Annotated in this window: 12 protein-coding genes; 11 read left to right on the plus strand and 1 reads right to left on the minus strand. The window is 63.0% G+C overall.

Annotation, left to right across the window (positions count from 1 at the left end; translation table 11 throughout):
- Nucleotides 1-95: 95 nt before the first annotated feature.
- The 11 genes from FHY04_RS16110 (at nt 96) to FHY04_RS16160 (ending at nt 16,632) form a co-directional block, all read left to right on the plus strand.
- Nucleotides 96-857 carry an ImuA family protein gene (locus tag FHY04_RS16110; RefSeq protein WP_183937177.1) on the plus strand — a complete coding sequence of 254 codons (762 nt, stop codon included), beginning with the start codon at nt 96-98 and terminating at the stop codon, nt 855-857.
- Nucleotides 844-2,562 carry a DNA polymerase Y family protein gene (locus FHY04_RS16115; protein ID WP_260171590.1) on the plus strand — a complete coding sequence of 573 codons (1,719 nt, stop codon included), beginning with the start codon at nt 844-846 and terminating at the stop codon, nt 2,560-2,562. The genes FHY04_RS16110 and FHY04_RS16115 overlap by 14 nt, the downstream gene beginning before the upstream one ends.
- Nucleotides 2,559-5,822 (plus strand): error-prone DNA polymerase, encoded by a 3,264-nt coding sequence (locus tag FHY04_RS16120; RefSeq protein ID WP_183937178.1) that lies wholly within the window; start codon nt 2,559-2,561, stop codon nt 5,820-5,822. Before FHY04_RS16115 ends, FHY04_RS16120 begins: the two co-directional genes overlap by 4 nt.
- A 3-nt stretch (nt 5,823-5,825) precedes the next feature.
- Nucleotides 5,826-6,113 (plus strand): hypothetical protein, encoded by a 288-nt coding sequence (locus FHY04_RS16125; protein ID WP_183937179.1) that lies wholly within the window; start codon nt 5,826-5,828, stop codon nt 6,111-6,113.
- A 170-nt stretch (nt 6,114-6,283) separates the two neighbouring features.
- Nucleotides 6,284-6,580, plus strand: coding sequence for a helix-turn-helix domain-containing protein (locus FHY04_RS16130; RefSeq protein WP_221211827.1), 297 nt, complete (start codon nt 6,284-6,286; stop codon nt 6,578-6,580).
- A gap of 109 nt (nt 6,581-6,689) precedes the next feature.
- The gene (locus FHY04_RS16135; RefSeq protein ID WP_183937181.1) at nt 6,690-9,587 is read left to right on the plus strand and encodes a class I SAM-dependent DNA methyltransferase; all 2,898 of its coding nucleotides are present in this window, start codon (nt 6,690-6,692) and stop codon (nt 9,585-9,587) included.
- A complete protein-coding gene (locus FHY04_RS16140; RefSeq protein WP_183937182.1) occupies nt 9,587-10,696 on the plus strand; it encodes a DNA repair exonuclease in 1,110 nt (369 codons plus the stop codon). The genes FHY04_RS16135 and FHY04_RS16140 overlap by 1 nt, the downstream gene beginning before the upstream one ends.
- Nucleotides 10,693-13,368: an AAA family ATPase gene (locus FHY04_RS16145; protein WP_183937183.1), complete on the plus strand. Its 2,676-nt coding sequence runs from the start codon at nt 10,693-10,695 to the stop codon at nt 13,366-13,368. Before FHY04_RS16140 ends, FHY04_RS16145 begins: the two co-directional genes overlap by 4 nt.
- Nucleotides 13,365-14,609: an SIR2 family protein gene (locus tag FHY04_RS16150; protein ID WP_183937184.1), complete on the plus strand. Its 1,245-nt coding sequence runs from the start codon at nt 13,365-13,367 to the stop codon at nt 14,607-14,609. Before FHY04_RS16145 ends, FHY04_RS16150 begins: the two co-directional genes overlap by 4 nt.
- Nucleotides 14,610-14,844: 235 nt before the next feature.
- The gene (locus FHY04_RS16155) at nt 14,845-16,413 is read left to right on the plus strand and encodes an ATP-binding protein (protein ID WP_221211828.1); all 1,569 of its coding nucleotides are present in this window, start codon (nt 14,845-14,847) and stop codon (nt 16,411-16,413) included.
- 12 nt (nt 16,414-16,425) lie between these two features.
- Complete coding sequence (locus FHY04_RS16160) at nt 16,426-16,632, plus strand: KTSC domain-containing protein (protein ID WP_260171591.1); 207 nt, start codon at nt 16,426-16,428, stop codon at nt 16,630-16,632.
- Between the two features lie 148 nt (nt 16,633-16,780).
- Here FHY04_RS16160 and FHY04_RS16165 read toward each other — a convergent pair whose 3' ends face one another.
- Complete coding sequence (locus FHY04_RS16165; protein ID WP_183937187.1) at nt 16,781-17,902, minus strand: tyrosine-type recombinase/integrase; 1,122 nt, start codon at nt 17,900-17,902, stop codon at nt 16,781-16,783.
- Nucleotides 17,903-18,172 lie beyond the last annotated feature (270 nt).

The following is an 18,172-nucleotide window of genomic DNA, read 5'->3' on the forward strand; positions in this document are numbered from 1 at the left end:
ACACGTCCGTCGCCCGACCAAAACGGGACGCCAAAAGCCTTGCATTGTTGGGAATGAGCGCGGAACATAAGAGGAACACACCGAGTCTATGCGTTATGTCCGCCGTCCATTCTTCGTTGCCGTCCACACTCGCCCAACTCAAGGCAATTGCATCGCCTGTCAGCGAGTACCGAGTCATGCCGTTCGGCCTTTCGGAGCTAGACGCACGGCTAGGCGGGGGAGGGCTGCGAGGCGGGGCGTTGCATGAAGCTGCTGCGCAGACCTGCTCGCTCGCCGATGATGCTGCCACTACGCTGTTCCTCGCTGGGATGGCAGGACGCGAGGCACTTCGCGTCGGCGGACCAGTGCTGTGGGCGAGTTACCGCAACGATCTGTATGCGCCGGGGCTGGCGCAGGCAGGTCTTGCCTCCGCCAACGTGATCCACGCGCAGCCACGGGACGATGACGCGCTGCTGGCCGTGGTCGAGGACGCGGTGCGCGATGGTACGCCCTCCGCAGTGGTCGCCGAAGTCGGCAGGATGTCGATGGTGGCGAGCCGGCGACTTCAACTCGTGGCGGCCGATGCGGATATCCCGGTCCTGGTTCTGCGGCGGAGGCGGGGTCGCGAGCAGGATCCGCTTGCCGAACCATCGGCTGCCTGGACCCGCTGGAGGATTGGCAGTGCTCCGTCGGCCCGGCTCGCAGTCGCGGGTGTCGGGCGGCCGCGCTGGTTGGTCGAGCTTGCCCGACAGCGCAGTGGCGCTTCATTTTCTATGATCGTGGAGGGATGCGATGAGACGGGTCGTCTCGCTGTTCCTGCCGCACTTGGCCATCGAGCGGCTGAGACGGTTGGACCGGTACGCTATGCCGCGGCCTAGCCCCGCAGCGCTCCAGCTTCCCGTCGACGACAATCCTGGCGCCTGTTCGGTTCCGCGCGGAGGTGGATGGCGTCCGGGCGCGCGCTGGGCGCGGACCGAGGCGCCGGCAGGCGGGGATGCCGAAAGCCAGATCGCGGCGCTTCCCGCGCACGCGCGTCCGCCGATGCGCGAGCTCGGCCGCCGTTCCGAAGCCGCGACGCACCCGTATCGTGGCCCCGTACCAGCGGAGCACACCGCGTTGGTGCAAGCGACGGTTGCTGCCTTTCACGCGGAGCCGCTTGCCTTGGTCGGCAAGGTCGGTCGCCGCGAGGAAGTCGTGGCCACCTGCTCTTCAGCCACGAGCCTTGGCATCACCGTCGGTATGGCCGCAACACACGCGCGCGCGCTGGTGTCGGATCTTGATTTCCGGCCTTCCGAGCCGGACGCCGACGCCGCTCTGCTCGACACGCTGGCGCTGCGTGCCGTGCGTCGCTGGACACCGATCGCAGCCGTCACGCCAAGTGATGGGCTGTGGCTCGATCTCACAGGGTGTGCCCACCTGCATGGTGGCGAAGAGCGTTTCTGCCGTCGACTGCGCGCGTTTTGCGCGCGCGCGGGCTTTACGGCCCGCGTCGCCGTCGCAGACACCCCCGGTGCTGCACACGCCCTTGCCCGTTTCGGTCGCGCGGACGTCACGATCGTACCGCCGGGCCGCATCGTCGAAGCGTTGGAGCCGCTGCCGATCGCCTCGCTTCGCTTGTCCGACACGGCGCTGAACGCCGGACGGAAATTCGGTTTCGAGACGGTTGCCGACCTCCTGCCCGTCGCTCGAGGCCCGTTGGCCCGGCGCCTTGGACTGCCGACGATCAAACGGCTCGATCAGGCGCTGGGTGGCGTCGCAGAGCCGATCACGCCGCGCGAGGATGCCGAGGCGCCGGTCGCCGAACGGCGTCTGCTGGAGCCCATCTGCACAGCAGAAGCGATCGAGCGCGTCATGGGAGACTTGCTCGGCGATCTCGCCGAGCTGCTGCAGGCGCGCGGGCTTGGCGCGCGCGCGTTGCGGTTGACCGGGCTGCGCGTCGATGGCGGCGAGCAGGTCGTGGCGGTCGGGACGTCGCGACCGACACGTGAGGTGTCGCACCTCCATCGGCTGCTGAAGCTTCGCATCGAGCGGATCGAACCCGGCCTCGGACTTGAGCACTTCACGTTGGTTGCACCGCACACCGAGCCGCTCGACGCCGTCGATCTCGGCGCGGTGCTCGCGGGCGAAACTCTGGTGCGCGACCCGGCGCGGTTGGTGGACGTCGTTGCCGGCAGGATCGGCCCACGCGCGGTCTTCCGTCTGGCACCGGTCGAGAGCCATGTGCCCGAGCGCGCGGTAACGCGCTCCGACCCTGTCGAGGCGCCGGGCAGCTGGCCAGCCTGGATCCGGCCGATCCGTCTGTTTGCGCGCCCCGAACCGCTGTCGCGTGTGATCGCGCTGATGCCCGACCAACCGCCGCGGCGCTTCGAGTGGCGGGGTACAACCTACATGATCGTCGCTGGTGACGGCCCCGAGCGCATTCACGGCGAGTGGTGGCGCCGCGACGCGGAGACCTGGGCCGTGCGCGACTATTACCGCGTCGAGGATGAGAAGGGCGGACGCTACTGGGTGTTCCGGCGTGGCGACGGCTTTCAGAGCGAAACCGGCGATCTCAGCTGGTGGATGCACGGCGTGTTCGCATGACCGACTATGTCGAGCTGCAGGTCCTCACGCACTTCTCGCTCCTGCGCGGCGCGTCGAGCCCGGACGAGCTGTTCGCCGCTGCAAATCTGCTCGGCCTGGAAGCCTTGGGTATTTCGGACATCGGCTCCGTCGCAGGCGTGGTGCGGGGTTGGGAAGCGCAGAAGGCGACTGGCGTGCGGATGATCGCCGGTGCCCGCGTCGATCTGGCCTGCGGCCGCCGGCTGTTGCTCTACCCGACCGATCGACCGGCCTGGTCCCGGCTGACCCGGCTGCTGACGGTCGGCAAGAAGCGAGCGGGGAAGGGGAAGTGCGAGCTGCACTGGCACGATCTCGAGCCCTGGTCCGAAGGGATGGTCGCCATCCTGCTCGCCGAGGAAGCGAGCGACCATAACGCGGTTGCGCTCGCCGGGTTGAAGGCCGTGTATGGCAAACGCAGCTATATGGCGCTGTACCAGCGCCGTCGGCCAAATGACGCGGTCCGCATCGACGCGCTCGCGCGCCAAGCCGCTGCGGCCGGCGTGCGCACGGTGGTCACTGGCGATATCCTCTATCATGCGCCCGAGGCGCGGTTGCTGCAGGACGTGGTCACTGCAGTCCGAGAGAAATGCACCGTCGACGAGCTCGGCTACCGCCGTGAGGTGAACGCTGACCGCGCGCTCAAGTCTCCCGCCGAGATGGTCCGGCGGTTCAAGGCGTATCCGGACGCGCTGCGTGCCAGCGTCGACATCGCGCGCGCGTGCACCTTCGATCTGGGCGAACTCGCGTATCAGTATCCGCACGAGCGGCTTTTGGAGGGCCTCAGCGCACAGGAAGCGCTCGAGCGCTTGGCACTGGAGGCTGTCGACCGGATGTTCGATGGCGCCGTCCCGCAAGCGTACACCGATCAGATCACGCACGAGCTGAAGCTTATCGCCGAACTCGCTTACGCGCCCTATTTCCTGACGGTCTATGCGATCGTGCGAGAAGCGAGGCGCCGCGGCATCTTGTGCCAGGGGCGCGGCTCAGCCGCCAACTCCTGCGTGTGTTTCGTGCTGGCGATCACCTCGATCGATCCAATCAAGCACGAACTCCTGTTCGAGCGGTTCGTTTCAGGCGAGCGCCGTGAGCCGCCCGATATCGACGTCGATTTCGAGCATGAGCGCCGCGAAGAGATCATCCAGTGGATCTACGAGACCTACGGCCGCAACCACGCCGCGCTGACCGCCGTGGTTCAGCGCTACCGCGCGCGCGGCGCTGTCCGCGACGTCGGCAAGGTGCTGGGCCTGCCCGAAGACCTGACATCATCGCTCGCGGGGCTCGTCTGGGGCTGGTCGGCCGAAGGGGTCGGTGAGAAGCAGGTCAACGAGCTGAATCTCGACATGGGCGATCGCCGGCTGCGCCTGACGCTCGAGCTTGCCCGCAAGCTGATCGGCGTGCCCCGCCACATGAGCCAGCACCCTGGCGGGTTCGTGCTCACGCTCGACCGGCTCGACGACCTCGTGCCGATCGAGCCAGCCGCAATGGTCGACCGGCAGATCATCGAGTGGGACAAGGACGATATCGACTCCCTGAAGTTCATGAAGGTCGACGTGCTGGGCCTTGGCATGCTTGGCTGCATGAACCGCGCCTTCAACATGCTGGAGGAGACGAAGGGCGTTCGGGTCGGTCTTGCCGATCTGCAGGACGACGATCCGGACGTCTACGCGATGATCCAGAAGGCCGACACGCTCGGCACCTTCCAGATCGAGAGCCGCGCGCAGATGTCGATGCTGCCGCGCATGAAGCCTCGACGCTTCTACGATCTCGTCATTCAGGTCGCGATCGTGCGGCCGGGCCCGATCCAGGGCGACATGGTCCATCCCTATCTCCGCCGGCGCGAAGGGCTGGAAAGGCCCGAATACCCCCGGCCGGAGCTGCGCGCGGTGCTGGAGAAGACACTCGGCGTGCCGCTGTTCCAGGAGCAGGCGATGAAGGTCGCGATCGTCGGCGCCGGCTTCACGCCGGCCGAAGCGGACCAGCTGCGCCGCGCCATGGCTACGTTCAAGGTAACGGGCGGCGTCTCGCATTTCTCGGAAAAGCTCGTCGAAGGCATGGTCGCCCGAGGCTACCCGCGCGACTTTGCCGAGCGCACCTTCCGCCAGCTCGAAGGTTTCGGCTCCTACGGCTTCCCCGAGAGCCACGCCGCCAGCTTCGCCAAGATCTCCTACGCATCGAGCTGGATGAAGCATCACCATCCCGACGTTTTCTGTGCTTCGCTCATGAACGCGCAGCCGATGGGGTTCTACGCCCCCGCACAGATCGTACGCGACGCTCAGGCGCACGATGTCCAGGTCCGGCCCCCGTGCATCAACGCGAGCCGCTGGGACTGCACGTTGGAGCCGACAGGCGGCCGCTACCTTGCGGTGCGGCTCGGCCTGCGCCAAGTGCGCGGGCTTTCGAACGCCGATGGGGCTGCGATCGTAGGAGCGCGCAGCACGACATTGTTCGATTCCGTCGAGGACGTGTGGCGTCGATCGGGCGTCCAACGCGCGGCGATCGAGAAGCTGGCGGATGCCGATGCGTTTCACGCCTTCGGCGCCGACCGGCGGCAGGGCCTGTGGAAGGTGAGGGGCCTCGGCGAGGCGCCGCTGCCGCTGTTTGCGGCCGCGGACCGCGCGGCCGAGACGATCAGCGCCGAAGGGATCGAGCCTGTCGTTGCGCTGCGCCCGCTGACCGATGGCCGTGAGGTGATCGAGGATTACCGGGCGCTGCAGCTGTCGCTGCGCGCGCATCCGCTAACCTTTGTTCGCGATGATCTGACACGGCGTGGCGTAACCAGGTGCGCGGATCTCGCCACCATACGCGATGGTCGGCATGTCGAGGTCGCTGGCATCATCCTGGTTCGTCAGAAGCCCGGTTCGGCCAAGGGCGTCCTTTTCATCACGATCGAAGACGAGACAGGCATTGCCAACGGCATCCTCTGGCCTGACCGGTTCGAGCGCCAGAGGCGCACCGTCATGTCGGCGTCGATGATCGGCATGAAGGGCAGGGTGCAGAAGGAAGGCGAGGTGATACATGTCATTTGCGACCGGATCATCGACCATGGCGACCTGCTGCACCGTGTCGGCGAGCTGTCGTTCCCGCATCGCACCGGCCGCGGCGACGGCGCCAAACATCCTGGTTCACCCGACCGAGGTGACGCGGGATGGAAGCCCGAACCGCGTAACTCCTATTGGCCGCCTCATGCCGAGGGCATGGATCCCGAAGACGCGATACGTTTCAAATCACACGATTTTCATTGAGCGATGGCAAAGATCGGTCGCCACCAGCGCGTCGTGATCGCGCTTTCGGTCCATATCCTACGGAGTGGCGTCACCCGCTGCTCGGACGCGCGCGTGGACGGCGTGGAGGTTCGTTTGGCGCTTCGCTGCCTTCTCCCGCACTGCCCAGAGCGTTGGCCGCTCGAGCTTTATTGGGATGCTGCGCGCCAGGAAAACGAGATTGGGCGGGCGCAGGGCGTGACAGCCGCCTTCAATGGCATCGTTCGGCAGCTACGCCGCGCAGGTCGGTATGAGGAAACATTGGATCAGTAACAGTGGGAGGGTGTTGCGACTTGCGCTGTGGAACTCTTGGTGTCGTGTTTAAAAAAACCATAGCATCGGCTATTCGAATAAAGACGTATATAACGCACCCTATCGCCGACATGGGCGCGTATATGAGACCTTAAATGCGATCGACCGTCCCTGATACCCTTCCGCCGCGCGTGAGGCGCAGCCTGGCGAAGCTCGGCGCCGATATCGCACTGGCGCGAAAGAAGCGCACACTCACTGTGGTCATGATGGCCGAACGGATCGGGGTCGCTAAGAGTACGTATCTCAAATTAGAGAAAGGTGATCCGACCGTCGCGCTGGGCACGTACGCTATGACCTTCTTCGTTCTCGGATTCGGCGAAAGCCTCGGGGAGTTCCTCGATGCGAAGAAGGACGAGCAGGGTCTGTTGCTCGACGTGGAACGGATGCCCCAACGGGTCCGCCGACCCAAGCCGCCTGTTTCGCTGTGATCCGAACGATCGGCATCGGCAGGCCTAATCATTGTCCAGCTGAACCGATGGGTTACAGAAGAGGAAGGGGTAGCAGGTTGCAGCCCTTCACATCAATTTTAAGGGCCGCATGACACCCTACGAATTTCTCAAAAAGTGGCGAAACGTTGAGCTGAAGGAGCGCTCGGCATCGCAAAGCCATTTCAACGATCTTTGTGCGCTTCTCGGCGTGCTCGATCCAGTGTCTGCGGATCCCGCCGGGACTTGGTTCACGTTCGAGAAGGGGGCGAACAAGACGAGTGGCGGCAATGGCTGGGCAGACGTGTGGCGGCGCGAGTGTTTCGGATGGGAGTATAAGGGCAGACACGCCAATCTCGACAAGGCCAACGCTCAGCTGCTGCAATATTCAGTCGCACTTGAAAATCCGCCGCTGCTAATCGTTTCTGACATGAGTCGGATAGTTATCCGGACCAACTGGACCAACAGCGTCCAGGAGACCCACGAGTTCGCACTAGAGGATCTGACCGATGGTGCCGTCCGCGATCGGTTGAAAGCGGCGTTCGTCGACCCCGAGCAATTCAAGCCGCAAAAGTCTCGCCAGGAGCTCACCGAGGAGACGGCTCGCGATTTTGCTAGGATCGCGCAGCGCCTTCGCGACCGGGGGCATGATGCGCAGAAGGTTGCGCATTTCGTCAACCAGCTCGTGTTCTGCATGTTCGCTGAGGATGTGGGGCTCTTGCCCGACCATTTATTCACGAAGATGCTCGAGGTGAGCCGCGGCGATCCGACCAAGTTCACTGCCAACGCATCGATGCTGTTCGGAGCCATGGCGCAACGCGGCGGCACCGTGGGCTTCACCGCGATCGAATGGTTCAATGGCGGACTATTTGTCGACGATAGCGCATTGCCGGTGGACAGCGACGACATCGAGCAGTTGTTGAGCGCTGCGCGCCGCGACTGGTCCCAAATCGATCCTTCAATTCTGGGTACGCTTTTCGAGCGCGGACTCGACCCTGCGAAGCGCAGTCAGCTCGGCGCGCACTATACAGACCGCGACAAGATCATGATGATCGTCGGCCCCGTGATCATCCAACCACTTGAAGCGGAATGGGCCCGCACGCTGGCCCGCTTAACGGCTCTTGTAGAAAGCGCCCCGCGGCAGACGAAGGAGAAGCTGCTTCGAGGCGCCGATTTGGGAAAGCGTACGCGCGCGCTGACCGATGCCGCGGCGATCCACAACGATTTCATCGAGCGCCTTGCAGGCTTTCGCGTACTGGATCCGGCCTGCGGATCGGGCAACTTTTTGTACGTCGCGCTCAGGTCGCTCAAAGACATCGAACATCGCGCCAATCTCGACGCCGAGGCACTAGGTCTGCCGCGTGGCTTCCCACGCGTCGGTCCGGAATGCGTGCTGGGAATCGAGCTGAACCCCTACGCAGCCGAACTGGCCCGAGTTTCGGTTTGGATCGGCGAAATTCAGTGGATGCGCCGCAACGGGTTCGACGCGGCTAGAAACCCGATTCTACGGCCGCTGGACACGATCGAGTGCCGGGATGCAGTTCTGAACGCCGAGGGTTTGCCAGCCGAATGGCCGGCGGCAGATGCAGTGGTTGGAAACCCGCCATTCCTTGGAAACAAGAAGATGATCGGCGAGCTGGGCGAGGAGTATACGCGAGCGCTACGCAAGGCTTGGCCTAATGTGCCGGGTGGCGTCGATCTAGTCTGCTACTGGTTCGCCAAGGCCTGGGCGATGATAGAGGGCGGACAGGTTTCGCGTGTCGGGCTGGTATCGACAAACAGCATTCGCAGCGGCAAAAACCGCGAGGTACTCATTCCTATCGTTGTGCACGGCCGAATCTTTGAGGCTTGGAGCGACGAGCAATGGACGGTCGACGGTGCCGCCGTTCGGGTGTCGCTAGTGAGCTTCGGTCACAAATCTGACGGCCCATCGTTACTCGATGGCTCCTCCGTCGAAAGCATCTTCGCCGACCTGTCCGCCGAACGGGGCGGCGTCGACCTCACATCTGCCAGCAGGCTGCAAGAAAATCGCAGCGTTGCCTTCCAGGGCCCGGTCAAGGTGGGTGCATTCGACGTCGAAGGCGATCTTGCCCGCCGATGGCTCCTATTACCAATGAATCCCAATGGCCGGCACAATCGTGACGTCGTACGTCCGCTTCTCAACGGACAGGACATTACGCAGAGGCCATCTGATCGCTGGATCATCGACTTTGGCACCACATCCGAAGCCGACTCGGCGATGTACGAAATGCCGTTTGAGCATGTCCATGAGGTAGTGAAGCCCTTTCGGGAGACCAATCGCAGAGACCGGCGACGTCTGTTCTGGTGGCAGCACGGCGAGACCGTGCCGGGGATCAAGAAAGCAGTGGCGGGGCTGAGCCGCGCGATCTTTACACCGCGTGTTGCCAAACATCGGCTATTTGTGTGGGCGCCTCCGAGCGTCGTCCCCGACAGTCGTGTCGTCATTGTATGCCGCGACGACGACACTGCGTTCGGCGTGCTCCACTCGAAATTCCATGAGCTTTGGTCGCTCGCCCTGGGGGGGTGGCATGGTGTGGGAAATGATCCGCAATACACGCCATCACTTGGATTTGAGACCTTCCCGTTCCCAGAAGGCCTAACCCCGAACATCCCGGCAGCGGCCTATGCCGACGATCCTCACGCGCAGGCGATCGGCGCGGCTGCCGCGCGGCTGAACGAGCTGCGCGCAAACTGGCTGAACCCCGCTGACCTGATCGAGCGCGTGGCCGAGGTGGTAAGCGGGTTCCCCGATCGGATCCTTCTCAGGGATGAGGTTGCCGTAAAGGAACTAAAAAAACGCACGCTGACCAACCTGTACAACATACGCCCGCAGTGGCTGGTGAACGCCCACGCTGCGCTGGACGCGGCTGTGGCCGATGCCTACGGGTGGGGGGACGCGTGGCGCGAGGGCGCTCTAGGCGATGACGAGATACTTGCGCGCTTGTTTGCTCTCAATCGCGCGCGCGCATTCGAAGCTACAAAAGCATAATGAAATTTATTCACACCGCGGACTGGCAACTCGGCAAGCCATATGGGCGCTTCGAGCCGGAGGTGCGCGCAGCCCTCACCGAAGCGCGCTTCGATGCGATCGACGCGATCGGTAGCGCAGCGACCTCCCATGGTGTTGACCATGTCCTTGTCGCAGGCGACGTCTTCGACACCGAAGGCCCCGAGGATCGCACGATCGTGCAGGCGATATCGAGGATGGAGCGCCATCCATGCCGATGGTGGCTGCTTCCCGGAAACCATGACTTCGCTCGAAATGGCGGGCTATGGGATCGTGTGCGCCAGCGCGTGGGCGCCACCATCACCGTCCTCTCCGGACCGCAGCCCCGGGAGATCGAGCCAGGCGTCTGGCTATTGCCCGCGCCGCTCGCGCATCGGCACAATCTCGATGATCCAACTGACCTGTTCGACGGCATGGCGACGCCCGGGGCACGGCTGCGGCTCGGCGTGGCTCACGGCTCAGTCCGTGATTTTGGGACGCAGGGCGAGACCAAGAATCAGATCGCTCCCGACCGTGCTCATCGATCCAACCTCGATTATCTCGCGCTCGGCGACTGGCATGGCATGCTGAAGGTCGATGCGCGCACCTGGTATTCCGGCACGCCTGAGACCGATCGCTTCCAGCGCGACGAGCCGGGTCAAATCCTGCTGGTGGATATCGACGAGGGCCGTGAGCCGACCGTCACGCCGATCCGCACCGGCCGTTTTCAGTGGATCAGGCGCAGCTGGACCGTGAACGATCAGGCTGCGTTCGACGCCGAATGTGACCAGCTGTTGGGGTCAATCGACCCGCCGGCGACGCTGCTCGAACTATCGCTCGCCGGAATCACCACTCTCACAGATCGCGTGGCGATGCTCGGAAGGCTTGAAAATGATGTCGGCCACCGCGTCCGCTATCTCGATGTTCGCGCCAGCGACCTTGTCGGTCGCCCTAGCGAAGATGATCTCGCGCAACTTGTGGGCGAAGGCATGCTCGGCGTAGCGGCCGCAAAACTCTCCGCCCGGATCGAAGCCGGTGGACTAGAGGCATCGATCGCCAAACGCGCGCTCGAGCGCCTGTTCGTCGAGTATAGCCGGGAGGAGAAGGCATGAGCCTGCGGCTTCGCCGGATTGCCGTCGACGGCTTCCGCAAGTTTCGCGAGCCGATGGCGATCGAGGGGCTCACCGACGGTCTCAACATCATCATCGAACCCAACGAAACCGGCAAGTCGACATTGCTCGAGGCGCTTCGGGCGGCCTTTTTCGTGCGCCATGGGACAAAGAACCAGCTCGCCCAATCCTTCGCGCCCTATGGCGAGGCAGTCGGGCCGGAGATTCAGGTGTCGTTCGAGGCCGATGGTGCGCCGTGGACTGTCACCAAGCGGTTCCTGCGCGGCGCCACGATCGAGGTCACGGGACCACAGGGAAAGGCCCAAGGCGAAGAAGCCGAAGCCCGGCTCCATGCGCTTTTCGGGTCCGTCCGAGATACCAGTCAAAAAGGCGATGCCGAGACCTATGGCGCCTTGGGTCTGCTCTGGGTGGCGCAAACGGACGCTCTTGCGGTCACCGCACCCGGGCAAATCGTGCGCGATACGGTCAGGTCCACCTTGGAAGCCGAAGTTGGCTCGATCATGGGCGGCCCCGCGTACAAGCGAGTCCGCACCCGGGTCGACGAGCAGTTTGCCCGATACTGGTCGCCGACGGGTCAGAAGCGCGAGCGTCAAAATGAGGTGCGGGAGCGGGTCGAAAGCGCCGAGACCGCCGCGCGAGATGCCGCTGACAGGGTCGCGGGGTTGGAGAAGACGTTCGCTGAACTCGAAGCCGCGCGTGCCAGGCTGAAGGTCGTTCAGCGCGAGATCGCCGACGACACCGATGTCCAGACGCGGAAGGATCTGGTTGCGTCGTTGGAGGTTGCGCGCGCCGCCGCGCAGATCCTGGCGACCCGTCGTGCGGAGCATGAAGCTGTCAGCGCGAAGGGGAAGGGGCTCGAAGACCTTTCGGAGCGCCATCGCGCGGCGACGGAAGCTTGTGACAAAGCGAGACTCGCGCTGGAGAAGGCGCGTGCCAGTCGAACGGACCTCGGCGAGGGTCTGGCTACAGCCAAGCAGCGCCTCGTTGATGCGCGTGCGGCCCTCGAAAATGCCCGGACGGCGCGTCAGGATGCGCGCGCCGCTCTCGGCGCGGGCGAGGATCGCGTGCGCGCGGCACGTCGTAAGACCGGGGTTACGGCAGCGCGCAAACGCCATGCTGAGCTGGTCGAGCTTGAACGGCTTCAGGGCGAGGCCAAGACCCTCGCGGCGACATTGATCCCGGCAAAGACGATCGAACTGCTCGAGACGAATGAGCGAGCGATTGCCGAGTCTCGTGCATCGCAGAGCGCGGGCGCGACGCGCATCGCGCTGACCGGCGACACTGCTGGCATTCTGATTGACGGCGAACCCGCGGGTCCCGGTGAGCGGACTCTGACCAGCAGGGCCCAAATTCGGCTTGGTGGCGCTGAGCTGATCATCACACCGCCCGCTAGCGCGACGAGCACTGATGAGGCTTTGTCGTCGGCTTTGAAGAAGCAGCAGTCTGCGCTGGCGGATCTCGATGTTGCTGACCTCGCGGCTGCGCGCGCACGCAACGACGCTGCGCGGGATGCTGCGAGCGAACTGCGCACCATAGCGGCGCGGATCGAAGCGACGACGCCAGCCGATGAAAATATCGGGCTCGCTGCTGGCGCCAGTGCGCTCAAGCTCTTCATCGTCGAGCTCGCGGATGAAGCCGCGGCGGGTGAAGGCGAACTTCCCGATATCGCAGCCCTCACGAATGCTCTGGAGGCGGCCGACACCGTGCTTGCACGGGCCGAAGGCGCGCAGGATAGCGCGCTCGCCGCTCTCCGGCGTGCCGAGGAGGAGGATGCACCGCTTGCCGCCGCTGAGGCGGGTGCCGCGAGCGATCTCGTAAACGCTACGGGTCAGATCGCTGCGATCGAGAGCCGACCGGAATTCCTGAGCCTGCCAGAGGATCTCGCTCGTGCTCGCGAGCAAACCGCCGAAGCGGCAGTGAAGCTGGAAGATGCGATCCGCGACGCAACAGCGCACGACGCCGCGACGATTGCGCGGAAGATCGAGACGGTCGATGCGCGGAGCAGGGCGGCGGGGGAAGCGCGGACAAAGCTTGAGATGGAAATTGCTCGGTTGGAAGGGACGATCGAGAGCGAAGGCGGGAAGGGTCTAGCCGACCGCGAGGCAAGCGCCCGAGAGGAAGCTGAAGCTGCGCGCGCGGCCGTGCAACGCGTCACCGAAGAGGCCGAAACCCTGAAGCTTCTGCGCGAAACGCTAGACGAGGCACGTGACGAGACGTCGGCCAAGTTCGTCGGCCCCGTTGCCAAGCGGGCAAAGCGGCACATTGAGCGCCTGCTCCCTGGCTGTGATCTATCCTTTTCTGAGGATCTGATGCTCGATGCGGTGGTGCGGGGCGGGATCAGCGAAGGGTGCGGGGATCTGTCGCGCGGTACCCAAGAGCAGCTGGCGGTACTGACCCGGATTGCGTTTGCCGACATGCTCCTGGAGCAGGGACGGCCGGTGTCGCTCATCCTCGATGATCCGCTGGTATATGCTGACGATGCTCGGCTCGATTTGATGGTCGAAATTTTAAGCGAGGCGGCCGAACGGATGCAGGTGATCTTGCTGACCTGCCGTGAACGCGCATTCCGACATGTGAACGCCAATCGCTTGACGTTAACCCCCCCCGGGCCGGCGGTCGAGCACGAAGTTGCGGCTTTTGGAGCAGTGAAATGACAACGCACGATCCTCGCAAACTCCTGGAATCGCTCCGCAACCATCTCACTCAGCCAGAGGCTAATGTCTCCTTTCTGTTGGGCGCGGGGACGTCCTGCGCTGTTCGGGTTGCGGTTCCGCCCGATCCTGCCGCCGCCGACGACGAGCCTCCCAAAACCCGATCACTGATCCCGAACGTGGCAGAGCTCACAGCGATTTGCGCGAGAGAAATCAAGAAACTTGATCCAGTGAACGAGGGCACCCGGTTCGCCGCTGCTTATGATGCGATTGAGAAGGAGCTCAGTACCGGAAAGCGGCCTGTCAATATTGAGGACATCTTGTCGTGCGTCCGTCGCAAGGTCCATGCGATCGGAGTCGGAGATACGCTCTCTGGCTTGGTCTCTGCCGATCTTCTTGTGGTAGAAAAGACTATTCAGGCAACGATCGCCGCGCAGGTGAACCCCGACCGGTCGAGTTTTCCAGAACAGCTTCCGCATGAACAATTTGTGCGATGGATCGCGCGTATGCCGAGAGTCCATCCGGTCGAGATCTTCACGACGAACTATGACGTCCTCGTCGAGACGGCTCTCGAAGCCGAACGCGTCCCGGCGTTTGATGGATTCGTGGGATGCAATCGGCCATTTTTCTCCCACGACAGTTTGACCAGACCTGAAAATGCACCCGGGACAGCATGGACCCGGCTCTGGAAAATTCATGGTTCTATCAATTGGCGGTTGGATACAGTGGGCGGGAGGTCGCGGGTTATCCGCACGGAGCCGCACAATGAAGGTGAAATGATCCTTCCCTCGCATCATAAATATGATGAATCGCGGAAGCAGCCTTATTCAGCCCTGCTCGATCGTCTCACCCGTGTGCTTGACCGAGACGATGCAATTCTTTTCGTCTGCGGGTATAGCTTTTCGGACGACCATATCAATGCGATCATCTTTGATGCGTTGGAAGCGAAGCGGCGACCTCATGTTGTGGCGCTTCAATTTGCCGATCCGGATTCGTCTTCGGTCTTGGCGGAACGCGCGCAACGATATCTGAACCTGATGGTGCTCGGTCCGCGCGCCGGCTTCATTGGCGGGCGGCACGGTGAATGGAAGCTTGAGGAAGTACATAGCGCCAACCACCTAGCACAGGCGTTTGCCCTCGATCCGCCTGAGCCCGAGAAAGAACTGAGCGGCGCCGGAACTCTGAAACTCGGAGATTTCGCATGTTTCGCCGAGTTTCTCGGCAAGCTCACGGGACCGGCTTGAAATGGCAAGTTCGGATCCGACCTACATCGGGCAAGTCGCGTCGGTTGCCGGCGGTATCGTCCGGGTGAGGCTGAGGCGCGATTTGCCTACCACACTCGTCTTGGTCGAGGGTGAGTCCTACCGCGTCGGCCAAATCGGGGGCTTTTTCCGAATTCCTGTTGGCTACACTCAGCTATACTCAGTCTGCTCCCAAGTCGGCGCTGACGCAGTCCCCCCGGGTATCGGCGGAGACGCAATGCAGCTCGAGCGAGATGACGCAAAAGACGAAGGCCTGGCGGGCTATCGGTGGATGACCGTCGTGCTTTTCGGTGAATCGACTGGCGGAGTTTTCGAGCGTGGCGTTGGCCAGTATCCCACTGTCGGGGACGAAGTGCATTTCGTCACTAACGTCGATCTCGGAATTATCTATAGTCGCTCGCCAAATAGCGGTGGACTTGTAGTGGGGAACATCGCGGCGGCCAGTGGGATCCCTGCAACCCTCGATCTTGACCGATTGGTAAGCCGCCATTGTGCAGTGGTTGGCTCGACGGGAGCCGGGAAGTCTAATCTGGTGTCCGTGATGCTGGAGGTGCTCGCGTCCCCAGGCTATCCGTCCGCTCGTACCTTAGTTATCGATCCTCACGGCGAATATGGAGGGGATGCCACGGACCGTACCATCTTTCGCATTTCGCCTGGGCAAGGAGAGCAAGCGCTCGTCGTTCCCTATTGGGCTCTTCCTTTTAACGAGCTGCTCTCAATCACTTTTGGCGGAATGTCGTCTGGCAACGAAGCGATCGTCCGGGATCGCGTCCAAGAACTCAAGCGCGCCGCCGCGGCGTTTCTCGAAAGCCCACCGCCGCCGAACTCAATTACCGCGGACAGTCCCGTTCCCTTCAGCGTCCATCAATTGTGGTTTGAACTCGATGACTTCGAGAGGTCGACTTTTCGGACTGAGGCTGGCCAGCGCGTTAAGACGCAGGTCGAGACGGCCGGTGATCCGACCCAACTAATCTCAAACATCTACCCAATCCATGGGCCGGGCGGCAAGGAGCCGATGAAAAACCCCTCGCCTCGCGGCATTGGCAAGCAATTGGAATTTGCGCGGAGCCGTATCACAGACGCGCGTTATGCGTTCTTATTCCACCCGGCAGGTGGATACGCCCCGGATCTCGAGGGCAGGGTTACGACTGACATCGATACCCTGGTCGCCTCCTGGGTCGGCCATCCGAAGCCGCTTACCATCGTTGACGTGTCCGAGCTGCCGTCGGAAATCGCAGGCGATGTTATCGGATTACTTGTCCGTATCGTCTATGACACGTTGTTGTGGGCCGGATCACTTGCGGTCTCGGGTAAGGCGCAGCCGCTTTTGATCGTGGTCGATGAGGCCCATCGTTTTCTTCCGGAGGGCGAGGATTCCAGTTGCCATCGCATTCTGAAACGGATCGCCAAGGAAGGTCGGAAGTATGGCGTCGGCCTGATGGTGATCACCCAGCGGCCGAGCGAGATCGACGCAACTGTACTCAGCCAATGTGGAACGATGATTGCCCTTCGAACGACGAATCCAGGCGACCGGGGCCGGGTGGCAGCAGCGTTCCCGGATGATCTCGGCGGTCTCGTCGATCTCCTACCGTCTTTGCGAACCGGCGAAGGCCTGTTCGTCGGGGAGGCCATGTTCGTCCCGTCACGGGTTCGAGTGCGGATAACGCGAACGCCCAATGGCGGGGCAGACCCAAAGGTCAGCGGCCGCTGGAGTGTTGAACCGCGCCCGGATGTAGACCTATATGCCGATGCGCTGAGCTGTTGGCGCCGGCAGGTGAGAGGATAAGTCGTGGTGGAAATGAACTATGTTGACTCGAAAAGCGTCGATCAGATCGGCTATGACGAAGAGACTTCGGAATGCCATGTGATCTTTAAGAAAAGCGGTCACTACGTTTATTCCGAGGTTATTCCGGATGTCTGGGAGCAGTTCCAGAACGCAGATTCCAAGGGCATTTTCGTCAATGAGGAATTCAAGAAGAAAGCCTATCCCTGTCGTAAGCTCTAAATGCCCTCCGAGTGATCGGCAGGGTCATGACGGGGGGTAAGTGGCCGGTCGGTGGTCATCGTCCACACCGCCACGAGCGAGTATATCCCTGATCCAAGCCAGAATCTCCTGCCGCCGCAGAGGAACGAATAGCTTCTTTTGGTTCGGCTTATAAGAAGCCTTCGCCCGCATGCTCACGAAACCGCTCATGGTCGCGTACATATTCCGCAACCATCTCAAGCGATGAATGCCTGCTATGCTCTTTCATCTTGAACAAATTAGCGTTTTGGCGACCGGCTTCGGTAAGGAAGCCAGCGCGGAGAGAGTGACCTGAGAAGAGTTCGGCCGGGTAGCCCGCCGCGACAGCAGCAGCTTTCACCACCAGCGCCACGCCTTGGGCGCTCATCGGCTTATCGGTGAGCCGGCCTTGCGGCGTGAGCTTGCGGAACACCGGACCGCTCGCAATGCCCGCAGTCTTCAGCCAAGCCCGGTAGTGGCGGACCGGCTCTAGCCGACGCCCGTCGGGGATCGCGACCGTGTGGCCCTTGCCCTCCTGATCGGTTTTTGAGGCCGCGATCCGAACCAACAGCCCGCGGCTGTCCTCGTTCACTTGCCCGACTGTAATCGCCACCAGCTCGGAACGCCGAAACGCGCCCGCCATCCCGATAGCGAGCAGCGCGCGGTCGCGGAAGCTGCGCAGATCCTCGCCGACGATCGCGCGCACCATGTCGCGGAGCACGTCGCCATCGGCTGGGCGCTTCTTCCCGGGCAGATCACCTCGCTTATCCTTGCGGATGCCGCGCATCGCGCGTTCGAGGCGTGACGCGTCGGGTTGAGAGGTGGGGGGCTCAACGTCAGCCGCGCGGTGCGCGAAGACGATCGCGGCAAGGCGTCGGCCGATCGTCGCGCGGCCGAGCGGCACAGGCGCTTTCCGCGGCAGTACCTTGCCGCGCTTCGTGCGGCGGAGCTCTTGCGGACTGAACCCGCTCTCGGCGAGCAGCGTCAGGAACGCGGCGACCGTCGCCGGCGTCGCTGGGAGCGGCCGATAACCGCTTTCCTGGCACCAGGCGCAGAACATTCGCCAATCCGATTTGTAGGCGCGCAACGTCGCGTCGGCCGAGGCTCGGCGAACATAGTCGTCGACCCGTTCGCGATCGTCGGGCGCGAGCTGCGGGAGATAGGGCTCGAGCGACTGAACCTGGTCGACCACGACCAGCGCGTCAGCCACGATACCAGCCAGATCCGAAGGATCGACGTGCGCCGCGTTATCGATGCCACCATCGTCGGCCATGCCGACCTCCCGCGTTACGTTCGTCCAAACCGAAACAGGCGCGTGCGCGGCCGTTCCGGAACCCTCGGAAATGATACGCGACCGCCCAGATTGAAGCCAGCATGTAATTAGCGGGAATCAGCGTTATCGCTAATTATGAAGCGTGGCATGTGACGTTCGGAGGGTAACCCGCAGAATGAGTTTTGCGACACGGTGCGCTGCAAACGCCCACGCGTTCCTTTTTCGATCTGCATCGGTCGGATAGGTTCAAGGACACCCTCAAACGTACGT

Origin of the sequence: Sphingomonas sp. BK481 (assembly GCF_014194875.1) — a bacterium.
GTDB classification, from domain to species: domain Bacteria; phylum Pseudomonadota; class Alphaproteobacteria; order Sphingomonadales; family Sphingomonadaceae; genus Sphingomonas; species Sphingomonas aerolata.

Excerpts from the sequence above, each read along its gene's own strand:
- FHY04_RS16135 (WP_183937181.1), top strand. The coding sequence starts at position 6,690 with ATGACACCCTACGAATTTCTCAAAAAGTGGCGAAACGTTGAGCTGAAG.
- FHY04_RS16160 (WP_260171591.1), top strand. The coding sequence starts at position 16,426 with ATGAACTATGTTGACTCGAAAAGCGTCGATCAGATCGGCTATGACGAA.
- FHY04_RS16145 (WP_183937183.1), top strand. The coding sequence starts at position 10,693 with ATGAGCCTGCGGCTTCGCCGGATTGCCGTCGACGGCTTCCGCAAGTTT.
- FHY04_RS16120 (WP_183937178.1), top strand. The coding sequence starts at position 2,559 with ATGACCGACTATGTCGAGCTGCAGGTCCTCACGCACTTCTCGCTCCTG.
- FHY04_RS16150 (WP_183937184.1), top strand. The coding sequence starts at position 13,365 with ATGACAACGCACGATCCTCGCAAACTCCTGGAATCGCTCCGCAACCAT.
- FHY04_RS16165 (WP_183937187.1), bottom strand. The coding sequence starts at position 17,902 with ATGGCCGACGATGGTGGCATCGATAACGCGGCGCACGTCGATCCTTCG.
- FHY04_RS16110 (WP_183937177.1), top strand. The coding sequence starts at position 96 with ATGTCCGCCGTCCATTCTTCGTTGCCGTCCACACTCGCCCAACTCAAG.
- FHY04_RS16115 (WP_260171590.1), top strand. The coding sequence starts at position 844 with ATGCCGCGGCCTAGCCCCGCAGCGCTCCAGCTTCCCGTCGACGACAAT.
- FHY04_RS16125 (WP_183937179.1), top strand. The coding sequence starts at position 5,826 with ATGGCAAAGATCGGTCGCCACCAGCGCGTCGTGATCGCGCTTTCGGTC.
- FHY04_RS16140 (WP_183937182.1), top strand. The coding sequence starts at position 9,587 with ATGAAATTTATTCACACCGCGGACTGGCAACTCGGCAAGCCATATGGG.
- FHY04_RS16155 (WP_221211828.1), top strand. The coding sequence starts at position 14,845 with ATGCAGCTCGAGCGAGATGACGCAAAAGACGAAGGCCTGGCGGGCTAT.